A 22,135-nucleotide genomic window follows, 5' to 3' on the forward strand; every position below is an offset into this window, starting at 1 on the left:
CGGGTGGCCGATCCTGGCGGTACTCTGGGCGGCCGAGGCGGACCGCGGGAGCGTCATGGGCAGGATCATCGTCATCGGGGACGTGGGCGGGCACCCGGACCAGCTCACCCGGGCCCTGGTCGCGGCCGGTGCGCGGCGTAGGGACCTGCGGCTGCCGCCGGAGCTGACCGTGGTCCAGGTCGGCGACCTGGTCGACCGCGGCCCCGACAGCGGGGGCGTGCTCGACATCGTGAGAGCTCGTCTGGACGACCAGCCGGGGCAGTGGATTCAACTGCTGGGCAACCACGAGTCGCAGTACCTGGTCGACGGCGAGCGGTTCACCAACGATCGACTGAGCAAATCGGATGTGCGGCTGCTGCGCGACTGGTGGGCTGACGGGCGGCTGCGGGTGGCGGCCGCCGTGCGCACCGCCGACGGCGACGACCACCTGGTCACCCACGCCGGACTGACCGCGCCCTGCTGGCAGGAGTTGGGCGAGCCGACCACCGCCACGGCCGCCGCGCGCCTGCTCGACGCGCGCCCCGAACCGCTGCTGTGGCGCGGCAACGGCCCCGGTGTCGACCCGAAGGCCGGTCCACTGTGGGCCGAGGCGGGCACCGAGCTGTACGAGGAGTGGCTGCGCTTCCACGCCACCGGCGGATTCGTTTGGTTCGGACAGATTCACGGCCACTCGGCGATCGTCCGCTACCGCGACCGCAGTTGGCGGGCGCCGGGGCGGGTGCGCCAGCGGGCCGCCGTCGACTGGGAGGCTCGCCACGTGCGGGTACGCATCGGCGGCCGCGTCTTCATCGGCGTCGACCCCAAGCACGGCGTCTCCGGCACCGCGCACTGGCGGCCGCTGGACCTGCCCGACGCGGTCCTGCTGTCCCCGACCGACGCCGACGGCACCGCCGAGCAACCCGTCACACCACGGGAGCGGCTGACCGTCGCGTCAGGCGCCGCCGACCAGGTGCGGAAGCGGCCGACCGTCGCGTCAGGCGCCCCCGACCAGGCGCGGAGCCCGGACCGCGAGTTCGACCTGGTGCTGTTCGGGGCGACCGGGTTCACCGGCGGGCTGACCGCCGAATACCTGGCCGCGCACGCCCCGAGAGGATGCCGCTGGGCGCTGGCGGGCCGCGACCGCACCCGCCTGGCCGCTGTCCGCGAGCGCCTGACCGCCATCGACCCGGCCTGCGCCGACGTGCCGCTGCTGCCCGCCGACGCCACCGACCAGGACTCGCTGCGGGAACTGGCCCGCCGCACCCGTGTGGCCATCACGACGGTCGGCCCGTACGTCGTTCACGGGGAGCCGCTGGTCGCGGCGTGCGCCGAGGCGGGCACCGACTACGTGGACCTGACCGGCGAGCCGGAGTTCATCGACCGCATGTTCACCGCGTACCACGAGGCGGCGGTGGCGTCCGGGGCGCGGATCGTGCACGCCTGCGGGTTCGACTCGGTGCCGCACGACCTGGGCGCCTACTACACCGTCGGGCTGCTGCCGTCCGACACCCCGATCCGCCTCGACGGGTACGTCCGTGCCAAGGGCACCGTCTCCGGCGGCACGCTGGCCTCGGCGCTGATGGCGTTCGCGCGCCGCCGACAGACGGCGGACGCCGCCCGCGCCCGGCGCGGGCTGGAGCGGCGACTGGCCGGGCCGACCGAGCGGAGAGTGCGCACTCCGCTGGGCAGACTGCGCCGCATCCGTGCCGCCGGGGCCTGGGCGGTGCCGCTGCCCACGGTGGACCCGGTGATCGTCGGGCGCTCGGCGCGGGCGCTGGACCGCTACGGCCCCGACTTCCGCTACCGCCACGCCGCGGCCGTACGGTGGCTGCCGGTGGCGCTGGCCGCGCCGGCTGCAGCGGCCGTGCTGTTCGTGCTGGCACAGGTCGGCCCCATCCGCAGGGCGCTGTCGAACCTGCGCCGCCCCGGCACCGGCCCAGACGCCCGCACGCGCGAGCGCAGCTGGTTCACCGTCCGCTTCGTCGGCGAGGGCGGCGGCCGCCGCGTGGTCACCGAGGTGTCCGGCGGCGATCCCGGCTACGGCGAGACCGCGAAGATGCTGGCCGAGTCGGCCCTGTGCCTCGCCTTCGACCCCCTCCCGCGCACCAGCGGCCAGGTCACCACGGCCGTCGCGATGGGCGACGCCCTGCTCGCCCGCCTACGCGCCGCCGACATCACCTTCCACACCCTCGAACCCTGAGGTTTGGAAGGGCACCTTCTTGTCGCAATCCGATGTAGAAGGTGCCCTTCCAAACCCGCGGAGCGGGTTCTCCTGGCAGAGCGGGGCCTGTCGACCACCTCGACCCAGGCCACCATCTACAACACCGGCACCGACACCCAGGCCCCGACCACGCCGGGCACCCCGACGGCGTCCAACGTGACCAGCTCGTCGGTGAGCCTGTCGTGGACGGCCTCGACCGACAACGTGGGCGTGACCGGCTACGACGTGGTCCGCGTCAGCGGGTCCACGGAGACGGTGGTCGCCTCGCCGAGCACGAACAGCGCCTCGGTCACGGGCCTGACGGCCTCGACGGCGTACTCGTTCGCGGTGTACGCCAAGGACGCGGCGGGCAACCGTTCCACCCGCTCCAACACGGTCGCCGTCACCACCTCGGGTACCGGCACGGGCGGCTGCACCGCGGCGTACCGGATCACCAACAGCTGGCCCGGCGGCTTCCAGGCCGAGGTCGTGGTGACCAACGGGTCGACCGCCAGCACCGCCTGGACCGCGAGCTGGACCTTCGCCAACGGCCAGACCATCACCCAGCTGTGGAGCGGCCAGGACACCGCCAGCGGCGCGAGCCACAGCGTGCGCAACCTCAGCTACAACGGCAACCTGGCCCCGAACGCCACGACCAGCTTCGGCTTCACCGGTACGTGGAACAACACCGCCAACGCCGTCCCCACGGTCTCCTGCTCGCGCAGCTGAACCGGCATTCCCCAGAGCACCTGAACGGCGCTTTCACTGAGCACCTGAACGGCGTTTTCCCCTGAGTACAACGAGGTCCGTCCCCGTCGGGGGCGGACCTCGTCCTCCTTTTCTGGCAAATATCGGATATTACGAAACGGCCCGCGTGTATTGCCCGGTTTTTCATGATTGGTCGCTAGCCTGGCGCGGTCAATGACCTAGAAACCGGAGGGCGGTCAGTCGATGGGTACCAGGAGATCCAGGGCTGTCGGCGCCGTGCTGACGTCAGGACTGTTCATCATGGCCTCGCCGCTGGCCACCGCGGTCCCGGCCGCGGCGGCGGTGGCGGCGGGCGCGCCCGACGCACCGCAGATCACCGAGCCTGGTGTGGACAACATGCTGGTCAGCGCCGCCGACGTACACATGGAGACGGCCCCGTTCCACGACCCCGACGGCGACGCGCACCTGTGCAGCGACTGGGAGATCCGCACCGGCGCCGGTGAGCGGGTCTGGTACAGCAACTGCATCGGTGGCACGCAGAAGGTGCATATCCACCTCGGCGACGGCATCTTCGAGGGCTCGCACGCGGGCCGTGCCGACCTCATCCCGGACAAGGACTACGAGGTCCGGGTGCGTTTCCGTGACAACAGCGGTGACCCGGCCACCGAGTGGAGCAGCTGGTCGGCGCGGCCGTTCCGGACCGCCACCGAGCGCAAGCCGCTGCCGGACGCGCCGCAGTGGATCGTCAAGCAGCCCGGCTACCGGGTCGAGGAGGTGGCCGGCGGCTTCCAGCTGCCGGTGGACATCGCGATGACCCCGGGCCACACGGTCGACCCCGCCAAGCCGCTGTTCTACGTCAGCGAACTGTACGGCCAGATCAAGGTCGTCCGCGGTGACTTCTCGACCAGCACGTACGCCAAGAACCTGCTGAACTTCGACCCGAGCGGCGACTTTCCCGGCAGCGGCGAGATGGGCGTGTCCGGACTGGCCGTCGACCCCGCCACCGGCGACGTGTTCGCCGCGATGGTGTACGAGGACGACGGTGACATCCTGCCCAAGGTGGTGCGTTTCCACAGCACCGATGGCGGCCTCACCGCGGCCTCCTCGACCACCGTCATCCGGATGGACAAGGAGCCGCAGAGCGCGTCGCACCAGATCTCGAACCTGAGCATCGGCCCCGACGGCAAGCTCTACGTGCACATGGGCGACGGCATGGACCCGGCACGCGCGCAGGACAAGAACTCCTACCGCGGCAAGATCCTGCGGATGAACCTGGACGGCTCGGCGCCCAGCGACAACCCGTTCTACGACAACTCCGACGGGATCGACTCACACGACTACATCTTCGCGTACGGCCTGCGCAACCCGTTCGGTGGCGCGTGGCGGGCCAGCGACGGCAAGCTGTACGAGGTGGAGAACGGGCCGGGCGCCAACGACCGGTTCGCCCGGGTGGACCGGGGCGCCGACTACGGCTGGGACGGCGACGCCACCGACATGAAGGACAGGGCGCTCTACAACTGGAGCAGTACGCACGCGCCGGTCGACATCACCTTCGCCGAGCCGACCGTGCACCACGCCTCCGGCTTCCCCGAGGACACCTGGGGGCACGCGTTCGTCTCCGAGAGCGGCCCGACGTACGCCTCCGGCCCGCAGGACAAGGGCAAGCGGGTGGTCGAGTTCGGGTTCACCGCCGACGGCTCGGTGACCGGCCCGAAGACCCTGGTCGAGTACAACGGCGGCGGCAAGACCACGGTCACCGGGATCACCGCCGGTCCGGACGGGATCTACTTCTCGGGGCTCTACCCCGACAGCGCAGCCGAGGGCCCGACCGGCAAGAGTGCCAAGATCTACCGCGTCCGGTACGTGCCGCAGCAGGCCGACGCGCCCGTGGTCGCCTACGCCGACCGCGACTTCAAGGGCGGCTTCCAGTCGTTCGGCGCCGGTGTCTCCGACGCCAGCAAGGGCGATCTGGCCGCGGTCGGCAACGACAAGATCAGCTCGCTGCGGGTGGCCCCCGGCTACCGGGCCGTGGTCTGCGCCGACGACAGCGCGGGCGGCCGCACCAACGCGGGCAACCTGGGCCTGTGCCGCTACTACGGCGCGGGCCAGCACAACTACGTCGGCGCCGACCTCAACGACAAGCCGTCGCTGATCGGTGTCATGTCGGCACCGACCCAGGGCGCGGGCGTCATCGTCTACCGGGGCGCCGATGGAACCGGCCCGTCGCAGTCGCTCGGCGTCGGCGGGTACGAGGCCACCGTGGGTGAACTCAGCCAGGTCGGCGACACCATGACCAGCTCACTCAAGGTCGCCGAGGGCTACCGGGCCGTGGTGTGCAAGAACGACCGCAGCGCCGGGCTCAACACCGGCGAGGTCGGCCCGTGCCGCTTCTTCGGCCCCGGCCAGTTCAACGTGGGTGCGGCGTTCGACAACCAGATCTCGCTCATCGCGGTCGGCGGACCCGCCGTCACCGCATTCAGCGACGCCGGGTTCTCCGGCAACCGCCAGGCGTTCGGCCCCGGCGTGTACGAGGCCAAGCCCGGCCAACTCAAGACGGTCGGCAACGACGCCATCACCTCGATCCGGGTCGAACCCGGCTACCACGTGGTGGCCTGCAACAGCGACAGCACCGGGCACAAGAACACCGGCGACCTCGGCCCCTGCTTCACGTACGGCGAGGGCAACCACTCGCTGGCGGGCCAGCCGCTGGACAACAGCATCTCGCTGCTGGCCGTGCAGGCCGGTCCGAGCAGCGGCACCCGGGTCACCGTGTACCGCGACAAGGACTTCAAGGGCGCCTCGACCAAGCTCGGCCCCGGCGTCTTCCAGTCCGGCAACCTCGGCACGGTCGGCAACGACCAGATCACCTCGCTGAAGGTGGCCTCGGGCACCCGCGCGGTGGTCTGCCGCCACGACAGCGCCAAGGGCGCCGCGGCGATCAGCCCGTGCCGCTTCTACGCCCCCGGCGACCACAAGAACGTCGGCAGCGACCTCAACGACGACATCTCCCTGGTCATCCTCGGGTCCTGACGCCGTACGCACGCTGAAGGCCGGTGGTCGGGTGACCACCGGCCTTCATGCTGTTCAGGTTCAGGCGGCGGCGCGGGCCGCGGCGCGGGCGCGCGAGGCGTCGCGCTTCTCCTCGAACCGGGTCGCGGCCTTGTCCAGCCCGACCAGGAACTCGGCCAGGTCCTCGCGGGCCTGCTCGCCGGCGGGGCCGAGGTCGGTGCGCTCCATGGCGCGCAGCTGGCGCAGCACCGGCTGCACCACCTCGTCGTGGTGGATGCGCAGGTCGTAGATGCCCGCCACGGCGATCTGCACCGACTTGCGGCCGAAGTTCTCGATCGTGTGGCCCGGCATCTGGAACTGCTTCACCACCCGCCGCACGGCGTCCATTGCCGCGTCGGGCGCCAGCTCGAACGCCGCGGTGAGCAGGTTCCGGTAGAAGAGCATGTGCAGGTTCTCGTCCGCGGCGACCTTGGCCAGCAGCTGGTCACAGATCGGGTCGCCGCTGATGCGACCGGTGTTGCGGTGCGAGACCCGGGTCGCCAGCTCCTGGAACGAGACATACGCCAGCGAGCCGAACAGGTCGGGGTGGTCGGCGGTGAAGCCGCCCTCCATGTGCGTCATCCGGGCGCGCTCCAGCGCGATCGGGTCCACGGCGCGGGTGACCAGCAGGTAGTCGCGGATCGCGGTGCCGTGCCGGCCCTCCTCGGCGGTCCAGCGGTGCACCCAGGTGCCCCAGGCGCCGTCGCGGCCGTACAGGGTGGCGATCTCGTGGTGGTAGCTGGGCAGGTTGTCCTCGGTGAGCAGGTTGACGATCAGCGAGGTGCGAGCCACGTCCGAGAGCTTCGACTGGCTGGGCTCCCACGCCTCGCCGCCGAGCACGCCGTCGAAGTCGGTGCCCTGGCTCCACGGGACGTACTCGTGTGGGAACCACTCCTTGGCCGTGGCCAGGTGCCGGTTGAGGTTGCTCTCGACCACCGGCTCCAGTTCTTTGAGCAGGGCAATCGTATCGGTGGTCTCGGTCATGCGCAGTCCTCCTGAGGTTCCAGACTACGGTACCGTAACCTACGGTGCCGTAGCTAGTCGTCCTCGGCTTCCTCGATCGACTGGGGCTCCGGAGCGCTCCCGCCCAGGTGAGCGGGCAGCCACCAGGAATCCTCCGGGCCGCGCGGCTTGTCCGGATACTGCTCCTGTGCCCGGTCCAGCAGCGCCTTCATCCGCAACCGTAGCTCGGCCGCGACCTCGTCCTGCTTGTCTCGGCGGCCCGGGTGCATCGGCTCACCGACCAGGATCGTCACCGGGATGTTGCGCTGGAGCAGGTGGCGCGGGCGCCCCTTGGTCCAGAACCGCTGGGTGCCCCACAGCGCCATCGGGATCAGCGGCACTCCGGTGGTGGCCGCCAGCCGCGCCGCCCCGCTCTTGATGTCCTTCACCGTGAACGACTGGTCGATCGTGGCCTCCGGGAACACCCCGACCACCTCGCCCGACTTCAACGCCGCCAGCGCCGCCTTGTACGACGACAGCCCCGCGTCCCGGTCCACCGGGATGTGGTGCATCCCCCGCATCAGCGGCCCCGCGTACCGGTTGTCGAAGATCTCCTTCTTGGCCATGAAGCGCACCAGCCGCCGCGACGGCCAGGCGCCGAACCCGGCGAAGATGAAGTCCAGGTAGCTGATGTGGTTGCTGGCCAGCACCGCCCCGCCAGAGGTGGGCACGTGCTCGGCCCCCTCGACCGTGATCCGCATGGAGAGCAGGCGGAACGAGGCCTTCGCGAGGGCGATCACCGGCGGGTAAATGCGGTCCGACATGGCGTAACAGTAGAGGGACCCCCCACCCCGCCCCGCGCGGGGCGCGACCCTCGCGCGCCCCACCCGGTCCAAGGCCACCGAAGTTGCCGGGCAATCGGGCGTATCTTGCGGGCTCATTCGCCCGATTGCCCGGCAACTTGCGTGGTGTCAGCGCGGTGTCCGCGCGGGTGGCGGGCGCGCTGGTCAGCGCGGGAGGCCGGAGACGATCACGCTGACGGTGCGGGCGTCGGGGGCGGCCGCGTCCTGGGCGACCAGTTCGTCGACGTGGGCGTAGAAGCGCTGCCAGAGGTGGTTGAGGGAGGTCGGGGTCAGGCGGACGACCAGGTCGCCGACGCCGCTCGCCTCGATCCACTCGGTGGGCAGGGTGGTTTCGGCTGCCTCGTACGCCCGGATGTCGGCCGCCAAGGTCTCAACCTGCTGCCGCCGGATCACCGCGACCGCCTCGCGGCCCTGCGCGCTGCCCGCCATGGCCACCGGGTCCCAGTCGGTGAGCCGGTGCACGGCCTGCCAGCGCTTGGCGCGCGGGTGGCCGGGCTCGCCCGCCTCGGCGATGAACCCGAACTCGGCGAGCTTGCGCAGGTGGTAGCTGGTGGAGCCGGTGTCGGTGCCGAAACGCTGGGCCAGCTCGGTCGCGGTGGCGGGGCCGTGTTCGCGCAGTGCCCCGAGCAGCTGTACCCGCAGCGGGTGGGCCAGGGCGCGGAACTCGTCCACGTTGGCGATCTGCCGGATGTCATCACTCATGCCGTCGAGCCTAGCCTTGCAGAATTTTGTTTGCAAACAGAATTCTGCAAGCTGTCTACCTGGGTAGACGAGTTCGAGTGGCGGCGTTTTGGCGTGAACGCGCGGGGCCGGTCCCCGAACTGCGGCGGCGGCCGCGCGGTGTCGGGTCGTGAATCGATCACGGCGCCAGGGTGGGGACACGCCGTCGAACCCGACCATAAGTTCATGATCAACCGGGGTGGGGGGATGCTGTGGGGCGGCAGTAGTTGGCGGAGGAATAGTTGATGCTGACTAGTCGGATGTGTATAGTCGGGACTGACTAAGGATGATGGACGTGGTTGAGAAGCGGCGGAAGGTGGGGAATCCACTGGCACTGGCGGTGCTGGCGGAGATGATCATCGAGCCGATGCATCCGTACGAGATGGGGCGACGCCTGCAGGAGCACGGCAAGGACCGCAACATCAAGTACAACCGAAGCTCGCTCTACATGGTGGTGGAACAGCTGGTGAAGGCCGGGTTCATCGCCGAGCGGGAGACCGTTCGCGACACCCAGCGGCCGGAACGGACCGTCTACGCGATCACCGACGCGGGGCGGGCCGAGTTCTACGACTGGATGCGCGAACTGGTCGCCGTGCCCAAACAGGAGTTCCCGCAGTTCGGGGTGGCTCTGTCACTGCTCAGCGCGCTGCCGCCCGAGGAGGCGGTGACGCTGCTGCAGCGGCGGCTGACCGCGCTGACCGCGCAGCTCGACGAGGTCACCGGCCTGCTCAAGGACTCGACCGAGCAGGGCCTGGCGTGGATCTTCCTGGTGGAGGAGGAGTACCGGCGGGTCATGCTCGACGCCGAGCGCCGTCTCGTCACCGACATCGTCCAGTCGCTCCAGCAGCCGGAGTACGTCCGGCAGTGGCACGAGGTGATGGGGAGACACACATGACGGCAGCCAGGACCGCGCTGGTGATCGGGGGCGGCATCGCCGGTCCGGTGACCGCGCTCGCGCTGCGCCGGGCCGGGATCGAGGCGACGGTGTTCGAGGCGTACGCCGACACGGCCGAAGGCGTCGGCGGCATCCTGATGGTCGCGCCCAACGGCCTGGCCGCGTTCGACGTGCTCGGCCTGGCCGACGCGGTCAACGCGGCCGGGCAGCTGATGCCCGGCATGGCCATCGTGGACGCGGGCACGGGCCAGGACATGATGGCCTTCGGCGGCGTGCCCGGCCTACCGCCGAGCCGGGTCGTCTGGCGCGGCGACCTGCACCGCCTGCTGCACGAGGCCGCCACCGCGCAGGGCATCCGCGTCGAGTACGGCCGCCGCCTGGTCTCCGTCGACGAGTCCCCGTACGGCGTGACCGCCCACTTCGCCGACGGTTCCAGCGCGAGCGCCGACCTCCTGATCGGCGCCGACGGCATCCGCTCCACCGTGCGTGGCCTGATCGACCCGGCCGCCCCCGGCCCGAGGTACGTCGGTCTGCAGTCGTTCGCCGGGTACGGCGGCCCGGGAGCCGACAGCGACGGGCTGATGCGCTTCGCGCAGGGAAAACGCTCGTTTCTGGGGTATTGGACGCAGCCCGACGGCCAGGTCGGCTGGTTCAGCAACATGCCGTACGAGCAGCCGCTGACGCTGGCGCAGGCCCGCGCGGTCCCGGCCGCTACGTGGCTGGCCCGGCTGCGCGACCTGCACGCAGACGACCTGCCCGCCCGCGAGCTGCTGCGCCACGCGACCGAGGACTCCTTCTTCGTGTTCGGCCCGTCGGAGATCATGCCGTCGGTGCCCCGCTGGTATCGCGACCGGATGGTGCTGGTCGGCGACTCCGCGCACGCCCCGTCCTCCAGCTCCGGCCAGGGCGCGTCGCTGGCCGTCGAGAGCGCCCTGCACCTGGCCCGCTGCCTGCGCGACCGGCCCGACCTGCCCAGCGCCTTCGCCGCGTACGAGCGGCTGCGCCGTCCCCGGGTGGCGCGGGTGGCCGCGTTCGCCGAGCGCCAGAACAACCGCAAGGCCGCCGGTCCGGTCGGGCAGGTGGTGTTCCGCGCGATCGCGCCGCTGATGATGCGTACGGTGCTCACTCCGAAGCGGATGTTCGGCTGGATGCACGGCTACCGCATCGACTGGGACGCCCCGGTCACCGGGTAACCGGCTTGGCACCGGGTAACCGGCTTGGCACCGGGTAACCGGCTTGGCACCGGTGGTGGGCTGCGGCGACACTGTCCGGCGTGACCCCGCAGTCCGCCGCCGACGTCCTCGCCCTACGCGCCACCGGTGCCCGGGTGCGCTACCTGTACTTCTGGGGCCACCGGCCCGAGCCCGACGGCAGCCTCGGTCGCGGCTGCCTGAGCCAGTGGTGGCCGGTCGAGTTCACGGCCGACGGCGAGACCTTCGCCAGTGCCGAGCACTACATGATGTGGCGCAAGGCGGTGCTGTTCCGCGACGCGACCGCCGCCGCGAAGATCCTCACCGCGGACCATCCGGCCCAGGCCAAGGCGTTCGGCCGCGAGGTCCGCCGCTTCGACGACGAGGTGTGGCGGCAGCACCGCTTCGACATCGTCCTGTCCGCGAGCCTGGCCAAGTTCGGCCAGCACGACGACCTGCGCGCCTACCTGATCGGCACCGGTGAGCGGGTGCTGGTCGAGGCGAGCCCACTGGACGCGGTCTGGGGCATCGGCGTGGCGGCCGACGACCGCCGCGCCGCCGATCCGGCCGCCTGGCCCGGCCTCAACCTCCTCGGCTTCGCCCTCATGCGTGCCCGCACCCTCCTCCGCGATACCCCCACCCCCTGACGCCCCACCCCGCGCCACCTCGCCCCACGCCACCTCGCCCCGCCCCGCGTCGCCCCGCGTCGCCCCGCCCGCGTCGCCCCGCCGGGCGGGCGGGCGTTGATCTTCAAGTTGCCGGGCAGTCGTGCGTATCTTGGGGACTCATTCGCCCGATTGCCAGGCAACTTGCGTGACCTTGAGGGGTGGGCGCGTGACCTTGAGGGGTGGTGGGGGTGGTGGGTGGGGTTAGCGGGTGGGGTTAGCGGGTGAAGGCGGGGAGGTGGCGGGTGCGGGCTGCCGTCAGGTGGGCGTGCATGGCGGCGGAGGCGGCGTCGGCGTCGCCCTTGGCGATTGCCTTGGCGATGCGGCCGTGCTCGGTGGCGGTGTCCCCGGCCTGTGTGGAGGGGAAGTACAGCCGGTGTAGGTGCAGGTGGGAGTGCAGCCGGATGATCGAGTCGCGCAGCAGGGTGCTGCCGGAGACCTCGGCGACCAGGTCGTGGAAGCGCGCGTCGAGCGCCGTGAAGGCGGCGTGGCGCCGGTAGCCGTCGCCGCTCTCCACCGGCGGTTCGGCGGCCGCCTCGGTCTTGAGCAGCGCGCGGTCCTCGGCGCCGGCGTGTTGGGCGGCCCGTGCGGCGGCCGCCGGTTCGAGCAGCAGTCGCATCTCGAACAGTTCCTCGAACTCGGCCCGGGTGAGCAGCGGCGTGGTGGTGTACCCGGACATGGCCCGCTTGCGCACCAGCCCGTCGGACTCCAACCTGGCCAGTGCCTCGCGCACGGGCGTGGGGGAGACCTCCAGGCTGCGGGCGAGGCCGTCGATGCTGACCCGGTCGCCGGGCGCGATCGCGTGCTCCATGATCAGCGTCTTGAGAGACTCGTACACGTCGTCGGTCAGGGTCAGCCGCTGGGCCGGGCGCACCTGGCCGCTGACGGATGGCGTGGTCATCAGGGTCCCCCTTGACTCTCACCGGCGTGAGCGAGTAAACCTTACCGACATCCATTATGCTATAGGATCTACGATCGCCATCGCCGTACCGCGACGGCGAGACGTGCGTGTCGCCGGGAAGGGTGAACCGTGAGAATCGACGCCCACCACCACCTGTGGACGGCAGACTACGCCTGGTTGGCCGAACCCGGCCTCGAGCCGCTGCGCCGCGACTACACCGCCGCCGACCTCACCGCCCACCTCGACGCCAACGGCGTGCGGGCCACGGTGCTCGTCGAGGCCGGACGCTGCGAGCTGGCCGAGACGTACGAGTTCCTCGCCCTGGCCGCCGCCGAGCCCCGCATCGCCGGGGTCGTCGGCTGGGTCTCGTTCGTCGACCCCGACCCGTCCGCGACGTTGGCCGCCCTGCGGGCCGCCCCGGGCGGCGACCGACTCGTCGGCATCCGCGACCAGGTGCAGGGCCAGCTCGACCCGGACTATCTGGACCGCCCCGACGTGCGCGCCTGCCTGGCCGCGGCGGGACGGGCCGGGCTCGTCGTCGACCTGGTGGTCCGCGAAGACCAGTTGCCCGCCTGCGCCCGTGCCGCCCGCGACCTGACCGGCACCGTGTTCGTGCTCGACCATCTCGGCAAGCCCAGGATCACGCCGGACGGGCTGGCCGCGTGGCGTGCGGCCGTGGCGCCGCTGGCCGAGTGCGCCAACGTGGTGGTGAAACTGTCTGGGCTGCTCACCGAAGCTGGTCCGGACTGGACGGTCGAGCGGATCGCGCCGTTCGCGGCGACCGCGCTGGAGCTGTTCGGCGCCGAGCGGGTCATGCTGGGCTCGGACTGGCCGGTCTGCGAACTCGTCGCGTCGTACGCGCAGACCGTGACCGCGCTGGCGGCTGCCCTGCCGCCCCTGTCCGCCCCGGAGCACGCCGCCGTGTCCGGGGGCACCGCGATCAGCACCTACCGCCTGGAGGTCCCCAGATGAAGCTCATGCGGCTCGGCGCACCCGGCGCCGAACGCCCCGTCCTGTACGCCGACGGGCGCCACTACGACCTGTCCGGGATCACCGCCGACATCGACGGCGCCTTCCTGGCCTCGGGTGGGCTCGACCGCGTCCGGGCGGCAAGCGGGGACCTGCCCGAACTCGACGGCACCGGGTTGCGGGTGGGCGCGCCGATCGCCCGGCCCGGCGCGGTCGTCTGCATCGGACAGAACTACGCCGCGCACGCGGCCGAGTCGGGCGCACAGCCGCCGACCACTCCGATCATGTTCTACAAGGCCCCGAACACGGTCGTGGGGCCGTACGACGACATCCTCATCCCGCGCGGCTCGACCACCACCGACTGGGAGGTGGAGCTGGCCGTCGTCATCGGCCGCCGCGCCCGCTACCTGGACTCCCCGGCGCAGGCCCTGGCCCACGTCGCCGGGTACGTGCTCTCCGACGACGTCTCCGAGCGCGACTTCCAGCTGCACCAGTCGGGCGGGCAGTGGTCCAAGGGCAAGTCCTGTGAGACGTTCCAGCCGCTGGGTCCGTGGCTGGTCACCCCGGACGAGCTGGGCGAGGTGGGCGACCTCGGGCTGCGCTCGTGGGTGAACGGGCAGCCGCGCCAGGACTCCAGCACCAAGGACATGATCTTCGACGTGGCGTACCTGATCTGGCACCTGTCGCAGTACACGGTGCTGGACCCGGGCGACGTCGTGAACACCGGCACACCGCAGGGCGTGGCCCTGTCGGGCCGGTTCCCGTACCTGGCGCCGGGCGACGTGGTCGAGGTCGAGATCGACGGCCTGGGGCGCCAACGCTGCGTGTGTGCGTCCGCCTGACAGACTGTCGGCTACCGGCCGTCGGGTTTGCGGCGGCCGGTTTCACGGTATCGCTGAAACGAATGCACCAGCGCGCGTGATCCCGCGATGAACGCGCCCTCCGAACGCACCCGTGACCGGCCGCGTCTGCGGTCGTTGCCGGACCGGGCGCCTCTTCCACACCTGGCGGTGAGCCGATGACAGTGAAGATCGTGCAGCGGGACGACCTGGGCGTGGTGGTCGTGGCGCTGGTCGGAGAGCTCGACCTCGACAGCGCGCCCATACTGCGGGCCGTCTTCAGCGACCTGCTCGACCGCGGCCAGTTCCGCATCGTGGTGGACGCGGGGGAGCTGGGCTTCTGTGACTCGGTCGGGCTGTCCGCCCTGCTGCTGTCGCATCGCGCCTGCGCGACGCAGGGTGGGTTCGTGCGGCTGGCCCGGGTCGGTGCGGTGCTGGGCAACCTGCTCGCCATGGTAGGGCTGGCCGAGGTGCTGGCCTGCTACGACACCGTGGCCGCGGCGGCGCGTGGGGACGAGGGCCAGCGCTCAGCCCAGCCGGCGCGGCACCGGCTGAGCTGAGCTTCGGGCTGCCGGGGCGCTGGTCAGCCGGGGAGTCAGCGGACCAGGCGCAGGCCGGACATGCCGCCGTCGACTGCCAGCGAGGTGCCGGTGGTCGCACCGGCGCGCGGCGAGGCCAGGTACGCCACCGCCTCGGCCACCTCGTCGGCGCTGACCAGGCGTCCCGTGGGCTGCCGCGCGGCCAGCTTCCGCTTCTCCTCGACCGGATCGGCCGCGTTGGCCAGCAGCCGCGCCACCCACGGCGTGTCCACGGTGCCGGGCGCGACCGCGCACACGCGCACCCCGTCGGCGACCAGGTCGGCGGCCATGGCCAGGGTCAGTGCGTGCACGGCGCCCTTGGTGGCCGAGTAGACGGCCCGGTTGACCAGGCCCGCCCCGGCGGCGATCGAGGAGATGTTCACGATCACGCCGCGGCTGGAGCGGCGCAGGTGCGGCAGAGCGGCGCGGCTGGCGCGGGCGATGCCGACCACGTTGACGTCCAGGCAGCGGTGCCACTCGTCGTCACCGGCCTGCTCGACCGTGCCGACGGCGCTGATGCCCGCGCAGTTGACCAGGATGTCCAGGCCGCCGAGCTCGGCGACGACCCGGTTCATGGCGTCTTCGAGCGGTGTCGTCACGTCGGCGCGCACGGGCAGGTGCCGGTGCGGGGTGCCGGGGTCGCGGTCGAGGATCGCCACCCGGGCGCCCCGGTCGGCGAGCAGCTCGGCGCAGGCGGCGCCGATGCCCGAGGCGCCGCCGGTGACGGCGGCGACCAGGCCGGTGAACTCAGTCATTCTTCCACTCCGGACCGTCGGGGAACTCGTATCGGACCAGCGACTGCTCGTGCATGCGCGCGGAGAAGCCGGGGGCGGTGGGGGCGGCGTAGCGGCCGCCGGTGATGCGCACCGGATCGGTGAAGTGCTCGTGCAGGTGGTCCACGTACTCGATCATGCGGCCGTCCAGGCTGGCCGAGATCGAGGTGTAGTCGAAGAAGGAGAAGTGCTGGACCAGCTCGCACAGGCCGACCCCGCCCGCGTGCGGGCACACCGGCTTGCCGTACGCGGCGGCCAGCAGCAGGATCGCCAGGTTCTCGTTCACGCCGCCGACGCGCGCGGAGTCGATCTGGACGACGTCGACCGCGTCGGCCTGCAGCAGCTGCTTGAACATGACCCGGTTGTGCACGTGCTCGCCGGTGGCGACCCGGATCGGCCGTCCGCCGGGCCCGGCCGTGGCCAGCGCGGTGCGGATCGCGGCGTGGCCGAGGATCTCGTCGGGGCTGGTCGGTTCCTCGATCCAGTACGGGTCCAGGTGCGCCAGCGCCGTCATCCAGTCGACCGCCTCGGCCACGCCCCAGCGCTGGTTGGCGTCGACGGCGATGGGGAAGCCATCGCCCAGCGCCTGCCGCGCGGCGGTGAACCGGCGCAGGTCGTCGGTGAGGTCCGCGCCGACCTTGAGTTTGACCATGGTGAACCCGTCGACGACGGCCTGGCGGGCGCGCCGGGTGACCTTGGCGTCGTCGTACCCGAGCCAGCCCGCCGAGGTGGTGTAGGCGGGGTAGCCGGTGGCCTCGATCGCGGCGGCGCGTTCGGCGCGGCCGGGTTCACGGTCGGTGAGCAGGTCGAGGGCGGCGGACGGGGTGAGCGCGTCGGTGAGGTAGCGCCAGTCCACACAGTCGACCAGCGCGGTCGGGGACATCGCGGTGAGGAACTTCCACAGCGGCAGCCCGGCGCGGCGGGCGGCCAGGTCCCAGGCGGCGTTGATGACCGCGCCCGCGGCCAGGTGCACCACGCCCTTCTCGGGGCCGAGCCAGCGCAGCTGCGAGTCGTGGGTGAGCCGGCGGCCGAACTCGCCGAGGTCGAGGGTGTCCAGATCCTGGCCGATCACGTACGGTCGAAGCGCTTCGATGGCGGCCGCGCAGATGTCGTTGCCGCGCCCGATGGTGAAGGTGAACCCGTGTCCGTAAACGTCACCGTCGGTGACAAGCTCGACGTACGCCGCCGAGTAGTCGGGGTCGGGGTTCATTGCGTCGGAGCCGTCGAGGGAACGCGAGGTGGGGAAGCGGATGTCGCGTACACGCAGGTCGAGAACCTTCATCGGTTCCTGCCCGCGGTCGGCTGGTCGGTCATCTCGTGGCTCCTTTCGCCTACATCATGGATCCTATAGGATCGGACGGCAAGAGCGGAACCCGCGTCCAGAGAGGAGGTCGATGCTGTGCGTATCGCGCTGCTCGTGACGTGTCTCAACGACGCGCTCTTCCCACGAGCCGGGATGGCGGTCGTGGCGGTGCTGGACCGGCTCGGCCACACCGTGGCCTTCCCGCCGGAGCAGACCTGCTGCGGCCAACTGCACGCCAACACCGGCTACGCCACGCCCGCCCGGGAGCTGGAACGCCACACCGAGGCGGCCTTCGCCGGGCACGACGTCATCGTGACGCCGTCCGGGTCCTGCGCCGCGCACCTGCGCGCCCACACCCGCCTGCCCGTGTACGAGCTGTCCGAGCTGCTCGTCGACGTGCTCGGGGTGACCGACGTCGGCGCCCACTTCCCGCACCGGGTCACCTACCACCCGACCTGCCACGGCCTGCGCATGCTGCGCCTGGGTGACCGGCCGCAGCGGCTGCTGCGCGCGGTGTCCGGATTGGAGCTGGTCGAGCTGCCCGAACCCGAGCAGTGCTGCGGCTTCGGCGGCACCTTCGCGCTGAAGAACGCCGACGTCTCCGGCGCGATGCTCGCCGACAAGTGCGCCAACGCCGTGTCGACCGGCGCCGAGTACCTTGCCGCCGCAGACAACTCCTGCCTGGCCCACATCGGCGGCGGCCTGGCCCGCCGCCCCGGCGCCCCGAAGCCGATCCACTACGCCGAGATTCTGGCCGACACGGGAGCCCGGTCATGAGCGCCCGAGCGGTAGACCGCGGCATCGCGACCGGACCGGGTGATCACGCATGAGCAGGCACCTGCCGATCGTGGCGGTGACGCCGTTCCCGGCCGCCGCCGCGCACGAGTTGAAGGACACGCAGCTGCGGGCCAACCTCGGGCGGGCCACCCGCACCATCCGCGACAAGCGGGCGCGGGTGGTGTCGGAGGTGCCCGACTGGGAGGAGCTGCGGGAACGGGCGGCGCGTACCAAGGATGAGGTGCTGGACCGGCTGCCCGAGCTGCTGGCCGCGTTCGAGGCGGCGGCGGTGGCGGCCGGGGCGAGCGTGCACCACGCGGTCGACGCGGCGGCCGCCAACGAGATCGTGGCCGAGCTGGTCCGGGCCCAGGGCGCCGACCAGGTCGTGAAGATCAAGTCGATGGCGACGCAGGAGATCGGGCTCAACGAGGCCCTGGCCGACGCCGGGATCACCGCGATCGAGACCGACCTGGCCGAGCTGATCGTGCAGCTGGCCGACGACACCCCGTCGCACATCCTGGTCCCGGCGATCCACTACAACCGCAGCCAGATCCGCGAGATCTTCGCCGCGCGGATGCCCGGCTTCACCGCCGAGTCCGACGAGCCCGCGGTGCTCGCGGGGGCGGCCCGGGAGTACCTGCGGCGTACGTTCCTGTCGGCGCGGGTGGCCGTGTGCGGGGCGAACTTCGCCGTGGCCGAGACCGGGTCGCTGGTGATCGTGGAGTCGGAGGGCAACGGGCGGATGTGCCTGACCCTGCCGGACACGCTCATCGCGGTGGTCGGGGTGGAGAAGCTGCTGCCCAGGATGACCGACCTCGGCGACTTCCTGCGGCTGCTGCCGCGCTCGTCGACCGGGGAGCGGATGAACCCGTACACCTCGATCTTCACCGGGGTCACGCCGGACGACGGGCCGCGGCGGCTGCACATCGTGCTGCTGGACAACGGCCGGACCAGGACCGCGCAGGACCCCGTCGGGCGGGCGGCGCTGCGCTGCATCCGCTGCTCGGCCTGCCTTAACGTCTGTCCCGTGTACGAGCGCACCGGCGGCCACGCCTACGGCTCGGTCTACCCCGGCCCGATCGGCGCCATCCTGTCCCCGCAGCTGACCGGCCAGGACGCGGGCGCCAACCGCTCGCTGCCGTACGCCTCGACGCTCTGCGGGGCGTGCTACGACGTCTGCCCCGTGAAGATCAACATTCCCGAGATCCTGGTGCACCTGCGCCAGACCGGGCCCAAGCCCGCCGCCGAACGGGCCGTGATGTCCACGCTGAGCTGGCTCATGCGCGACCGCAGGCGCTGGCGGGCGGCCCTGCGTGCGGCCCGCACCGGGGCCGCGCCGCTGCGGGCGCTCACCCGGCGGCGCGGCGGCACGCTGCGGCGGGCGCCGTGGCCGATGTCGGCGTGGACGGCGCACCGGGACGCGCCGCTGCCCGCGCCCGAGTCCTTCCGCGACTGGTGGAGGCGTACCCATGCTGAGTGAGCTGTTCGCCGAGCGGGCCGGGGACTACCGGGCGGGCATCCACCACTGCACCGAACCGGAGCTGCCGAGCGTGCTGGCGGGGCTGCTGGCCGGGGCGTCGGCGGTGGTCGTACCCCCGGGCCTGCCGCAGGCGTGGACGCACGGCCTGGCGGCGCCGCTGCTGCCGGACGCCGACGGCGCCCGGCTGACCCCGGCCGACCTGGACGCGCCCGGCCTGTCCGTGCTCACCGGCTGTGCCGCGGCCATCGCCGAGACCGGCACCATCGTCCTGGACACCGGACCCGGCCAGGGCCGCCGCCTGCTCACCCTGGTCCCCGACCACCACATCTGCGTCGTGTACGACGAAAGCGTCGTCGCCGACGTGCCCGACCTGTTCGCGGCCTTGCCCGATCCCACCCGCCCCCTCACGATGATCTCCGGGCCCTCCGCCACCAGCGACATCGAGCTCAACCGGGTGGAGGGCGTGCACGGGCCACGCCGGCTCGACATCGTGTGCGTCCACGTCGCCTCCCGGAAGGAACCGCGTTGACCGACCCCCTCACCGCCGTCACCCCGCTCGGCCTCGGCTCCGGCCCACTGGGCAACCTCTACCGGGCCATCGACGAGGAGCGCGCCGCCGCCACCGTCGAGCAGGCCTGGGCCGACGGGGTGCGCTACTTCGACACCGCCCCGCACTACGGCGTCGGCCTGGCCGAACGCCGCCTCGGCCGGGTCCTCGCCCGCCACCCGCGCGCTACGTACGCCCTGTCCACCAAGGTGGGCCGGGTGCTGGTGGACAACCCCGACGGCGGCAGCGACCGCGACCACGGCTTCGACACCCCGGCCACCCACCGGCGCGTCTGGGACTTCAGCGCCGACGGCGTACGCCGCAGCCTCGACGACAGCCTCACCCGCCTCGGCCTGGACCGGATCGACATCGCTCTGCTGCACGACCCCGAGGCGAGCCCCGACCCCGCCGCGGCGCTGCGCGAGGGCTACCCGGCCCTGGCCGCGCTGCGCGAGCAAGGCGTCCTCGGCGCGATCGGCATCGGCACCAACGACCTCGGCCTGCTCGAACGGTTCGCCACCGACACCGACGTGGACGTGCTCATGGTCGCCGGGCGCTACACGCTGCTGGAGCAGCGGGCGCTGGACGCCGTGCTGCCCGCCTGCGCCGCGCGCGGCATCCGGGTGCTCAACGCCAGCGTGTTCAACAGCGGCCTGCTCGCCCTGGAACGCCCCGACGAGACCGCGACCTACGCGTACAGCCGCGTCCCCGCACCCGTGCTGGCCCGCGCCCGCGCCATCGCCGCCGTCTGCGCCCGGCACGGCGTCAGCCTGCCCCAGGCGGCGCTCGCCTTCGCCGGAGCGCACCCGGCCGTCGCCTCCGTCGTCATCGGCGCCGACCACCCCGACCACGTGACCCAGGCCGCCGCCCGCATCGCCACCCCGACCCCCGCCGACCTCTGGGCCGAACTGGTCGCCGAAGGACTGCTGCGCCCGGACGCCCCGGTCCCCGCGTGAGCGTGTACCTGCACTTCGACCTCGGCACCCGGGAGCAGTGGAGCGAGCAGCCCGAGGGGTTCAGTGGGCCGTTGCACGCCCTCGGAGTGCTGGCCCGGGTGATCGACACCTACGGTCCCCTGCGCCGGCTCAAGGTGCCGGTCGCGCTGGTGACGAGCACGGTCGGCGGGCTTGGCGCCGTCGGCACCGACCGCTGCGCCCTCGTCGGGGTGTCGCCGGCGATGGGCGGGTACGTCGGCGAGACCCGAGCCGAGGGGCCGTACGCGGCGGGGATGCGCGCGGCCGGGGTGACCGGGATCAGCCTTACCGGCATCGCCGACCGGCTGTCGTATGTGGTGGTCAGTGACGGGCGCGCCGAGCTGCGCGACGCCGACGGCCTGTGGGGCATGGACACGCGGACTGCCACCGAGCAGCTCGTGGCCCGGCACGGGCCGGGCACCGCCGTCGCCGTGATCGGACCCGCCGGGGAGAACCTCTCCGCTTACGCCAACGTTGTGACCTGCGGTGACTTCCCGCTGCCCCGGCGCGGGTTCGGCACCGTGCTCGGGTTTCGCAAGATCAAAGCGATCGTGTGTGTGCCGTCGGGGTCCGCGCCCGTCCCGGCCGACCCGGCGGCGGTGGTGCGGCTGGGGGCGGCGTACCGGGCGGAGATGCCCGGCCATCCGCTCGCGGGCTGGCAGCACGCCGTGCCTGGTTTCGGCGCCTGGTCCGGCACCACGATCCACCCCGGCCAAGCCTCGGTCCTCAACTTCTCCGACACCGGCACCGCCCCGGCCGCCTGGCCCGGCCTGCACCCCGACCGGTACGCCGCCTACCTGGCCCGCAGCGGCGGCGGCTGCCCCGGCTGCCCCAACGACTGCGTCAAGTCGTACGCGGGGGCCGGGCTGCACCAGGAGGCCGTGGCCATGCTGGGCCCGAACCTGGGCATCGCCGACCTAGGTGCGATCCTGGCCGCCAACGCCCGCTGCCAGGAGTTGGGCCTGGACCCGGTCTCCCTCGGCGGCACCCTGGGCTGCCTCTTCGAGGCGATGGACCGCGGTGCGGTGCCCGGGTGGCCAGCCGACACGCTCCCCGCCGGAACCGGCTTCGGCGCGGCCGACGTCCTGCCCGAACTCGTCGAGCGCGCGGCGTGCTACGGCGATCCGCTGGGGTTCGGCGCCTCGGCGCTCGGCGGGCGGATCGGCGAGCAAAAGTTCTCCATGATCAGCCGGTGGGATGAGCTGCCGCCGTTCGACCCGCGCGTGCAGCCCGGCCTCGGCCTCATGTACGCCGCCGCCCCGGCCGGACCCCGCTACGACGCGATCGAGCACGACCTCGACTTCGACCCCGAGCACGGGCTGCCGCACGCCTTCGCCGAAGCCCGCCGCCTCGGGCTGACCGTGCCCGCACCCGCGTCCGTGCTGGACGTCGAGCGCACGATCCGGCTGGCCGACCTGTGGAGCGGCCTGGACGCCCTCATGATCTGCCCGTACGCGAGCACCCCGACCCGGCCGCTGTCCCTGGACCGGGTCGCCGAGCTGGTCCGGGCGGTGACCGGGCGGCCGTTCGCGCCCGACGACGTGTTCACGCTCGGCCGGGAGCGGCTGCGCCGCCAGCAGGCGATCAACGATCGCCTCGGACACGGCGCGGGCACGCTGCCGGACCGGTTCTTCGACGAGCCGGTCGCCGCCGGGGTGCACCGAGGCGCGGTGCTGGACCGGGCGGCGTTCGCATCCGGACTCGCGCGGCTGCGCGCCGCCTGGTCGTAAGCCTTGGCAAGTATCCGAATCGGGCTCGGGTCGACCTGGTCGCTGGCTAGGGTT

Annotated in this window: 20 protein-coding genes and 1 pseudogene; 15 read left to right on the forward strand and 6 right to left on the reverse strand. The window is 72.2% G+C overall.

The genetic code is table 11. The features are described from left to right. Positions 1–55: 55 nt before the first annotated feature. The 4 genes and pseudogenes from KUA19_RS42840 to KUA19_RS16520 form a co-directional block, all read left to right on the forward strand. Positions 56–448, forward strand: a pseudogene (locus KUA19_RS42840) (metallophosphoesterase); the annotation flags it as partial. Positions 449–949: 501 nt separating this feature from the next. After that, positions 950–2,179, forward strand: coding sequence for a saccharopine dehydrogenase family protein (locus KUA19_RS16510; protein WP_217396980.1), 1,230 nt, complete (start codon positions 950–952; stop codon positions 2,177–2,179). 3 nt (positions 2,180–2,182) lie between these two features. Continuing rightward, positions 2,183–2,908, forward strand: a complete 726-nt coding sequence (locus tag KUA19_RS16515) for a cellulose binding domain-containing protein (protein ID WP_254549456.1) — start codon at positions 2,183–2,185, stop codon at positions 2,906–2,908. A gap of 255 nt (positions 2,909–3,163) precedes the next feature. Beyond that, the gene (locus KUA19_RS16520) at positions 3,164–5,917 is read left to right on the forward strand and encodes a PQQ-dependent sugar dehydrogenase (protein WP_217396879.1); all 2,754 of its coding nucleotides are present in this window, start codon (positions 3,164–3,166) and stop codon (positions 5,915–5,917) included. A gap of 60 nt (positions 5,918–5,977) precedes the next feature. Here the strand turns inward: KUA19_RS16520 and KUA19_RS16525 are convergent, their stop codons facing one another. From KUA19_RS16525 to KUA19_RS16535, 3 genes are all read right to left on the reverse strand, one after another. Continuing rightward, positions 5,978–6,919, reverse strand: coding sequence for an acyl-ACP desaturase (locus KUA19_RS16525; RefSeq protein WP_217396880.1), 942 nt, complete (start codon positions 6,917–6,919; stop codon positions 5,978–5,980). A 53-nt stretch (positions 6,920–6,972) separates the two neighbouring features. Then, positions 6,973–7,701: a lysophospholipid acyltransferase family protein gene (locus KUA19_RS16530; RefSeq protein WP_217396881.1), complete on the reverse strand. Its 729-nt coding sequence runs from the start codon at positions 7,699–7,701 to the stop codon at positions 6,973–6,975. A 183-nt stretch (positions 7,702–7,884) separates the two neighbouring features. Continuing rightward, positions 7,885–8,442, reverse strand: a complete 558-nt coding sequence (locus KUA19_RS16535; protein ID WP_217396882.1) for a helix-turn-helix domain-containing protein — start codon at positions 8,440–8,442, stop codon at positions 7,885–7,887. Between the two features lie 313 nt (positions 8,443–8,755). Here KUA19_RS16535 and KUA19_RS16540 point away from each other — a divergent pair, with 313 nt between their 5' ends. The 3 genes from KUA19_RS16540 to ybiA all read left to right on the forward strand — a co-directional run bounded on the left by KUA19_RS16540 (position 8,756) and on the right by ybiA (position 11,192). Continuing rightward, positions 8,756–9,355 (forward strand): PadR family transcriptional regulator, encoded by a 600-nt coding sequence (locus KUA19_RS16540; RefSeq protein ID WP_308167470.1) that lies wholly within the window; start codon positions 8,756–8,758, stop codon positions 9,353–9,355. Then, positions 9,352–10,548, forward strand: coding sequence for an FAD-dependent oxidoreductase (locus KUA19_RS16545; RefSeq protein WP_217396884.1), 1,197 nt, complete (start codon positions 9,352–9,354; stop codon positions 10,546–10,548). Before KUA19_RS16540 ends, KUA19_RS16545 begins: the two co-directional genes overlap by 4 nt. A gap of 80 nt (positions 10,549–10,628) precedes the next feature. After that, positions 10,629–11,192, forward strand: a complete 564-nt coding sequence (gene ybiA, locus KUA19_RS16550; RefSeq protein ID WP_217396885.1) for a riboflavin biosynthesis intermediates N-glycosidase — start codon at positions 10,629–10,631, stop codon at positions 11,190–11,192. Positions 11,193–11,427: 235 nt separating this feature from the next. On the opposite strand, the gene KUA19_RS16555 is transcribed toward ybiA, so the two are convergent. Continuing rightward, the gene (locus tag KUA19_RS16555) at positions 11,428–12,111 is read right to left on the reverse strand and encodes a GntR family transcriptional regulator (RefSeq protein WP_217396886.1); all 684 of its coding nucleotides are present in this window, start codon (positions 12,109–12,111) and stop codon (positions 11,428–11,430) included. A gap of 129 nt (positions 12,112–12,240) precedes the next feature. Here KUA19_RS16555 and KUA19_RS16560 point away from each other — a divergent pair, with 129 nt between their 5' ends. The 3 genes from KUA19_RS16560 (at position 12,241) to KUA19_RS16570 (ending at position 14,479) form a co-directional block, all read left to right on the forward strand. After that, positions 12,241–13,083, forward strand: coding sequence for an amidohydrolase family protein (locus KUA19_RS16560; protein WP_217396887.1), 843 nt, complete (start codon positions 12,241–12,243; stop codon positions 13,081–13,083). Then, entirely contained in the window at positions 13,080–13,922 is an 843-nt protein-coding gene (locus KUA19_RS16565) for a fumarylacetoacetate hydrolase family protein (protein ID WP_217396888.1), read from the forward strand. Before KUA19_RS16560 ends, KUA19_RS16565 begins: the two co-directional genes overlap by 4 nt. A gap of 176 nt (positions 13,923–14,098) precedes the next feature. After that, on the forward strand, positions 14,099–14,479 hold the full coding sequence (locus KUA19_RS16570; RefSeq protein ID WP_217396889.1) for an STAS domain-containing protein: 381 nt from the start codon (positions 14,099–14,101) through the stop codon (positions 14,477–14,479). A 35-nt stretch (positions 14,480–14,514) separates the two neighbouring features. Here KUA19_RS16570 and KUA19_RS16575 read toward each other — a convergent pair whose 3' ends face one another. Continuing rightward, entirely contained in the window at positions 14,515–15,252 is a 738-nt protein-coding gene (locus KUA19_RS16575; protein WP_217396890.1) for an SDR family NAD(P)-dependent oxidoreductase, read from the reverse strand. After that, positions 15,245–16,552 carry an enolase C-terminal domain-like protein gene (locus tag KUA19_RS16580; RefSeq protein WP_217396891.1) on the reverse strand — a complete coding sequence of 436 codons (1,308 nt, stop codon included), beginning with the start codon at positions 16,550–16,552 and terminating at the stop codon, positions 15,245–15,247. Before KUA19_RS16580 ends, KUA19_RS16575 begins: the two co-directional genes overlap by 8 nt. Positions 16,553–16,669: 117 nt before the next feature. On the opposite strand from KUA19_RS16580, the gene KUA19_RS16585 reads away from it, so the two are divergent. From KUA19_RS16585 to KUA19_RS16605, 5 genes are read left to right on the forward strand one after another with little or no spacing between them, the layout of a single operon-like run. Further along, complete coding sequence (locus tag KUA19_RS16585) at positions 16,670–17,350, forward strand: (Fe-S)-binding protein (protein ID WP_217396892.1); 681 nt, start codon at positions 16,670–16,672, stop codon at positions 17,348–17,350. 49 nt (positions 17,351–17,399) lie between these two features. Continuing rightward, on the forward strand, positions 17,400–18,830 hold the full coding sequence (locus KUA19_RS16590; protein WP_217396893.1) for a lactate utilization protein B: 1,431 nt from the start codon (positions 17,400–17,402) through the stop codon (positions 18,828–18,830). Continuing rightward, positions 18,820–19,359 (forward strand): LutC/YkgG family protein, encoded by a 540-nt coding sequence (locus KUA19_RS16595; RefSeq protein ID WP_217396894.1) that lies wholly within the window; start codon positions 18,820–18,822, stop codon positions 19,357–19,359. Before KUA19_RS16590 ends, KUA19_RS16595 begins: the two co-directional genes overlap by 11 nt. Then, positions 19,356–20,333, forward strand: a complete 978-nt coding sequence (locus tag KUA19_RS16600; RefSeq protein WP_217396895.1) for an aldo/keto reductase — start codon at positions 19,356–19,358, stop codon at positions 20,331–20,333. The genes KUA19_RS16595 and KUA19_RS16600 overlap by 4 nt, the downstream gene beginning before the upstream one ends. Continuing rightward, a complete protein-coding gene (locus KUA19_RS16605) occupies positions 20,330–22,081 on the forward strand; it encodes an aldehyde ferredoxin oxidoreductase C-terminal domain-containing protein (protein ID WP_217396896.1) in 1,752 nt (583 codons plus the stop codon). The genes KUA19_RS16600 and KUA19_RS16605 overlap by 4 nt, the downstream gene beginning before the upstream one ends. Positions 22,082–22,135 lie beyond the last annotated feature (54 nt).

This window comes from Catellatospora tritici, from assembly GCF_019083965.1.
In the GTDB taxonomy this organism is placed as follows: domain Bacteria; phylum Actinomycetota; class Actinomycetes; order Mycobacteriales; family Micromonosporaceae; genus Catellatospora; species Catellatospora tritici.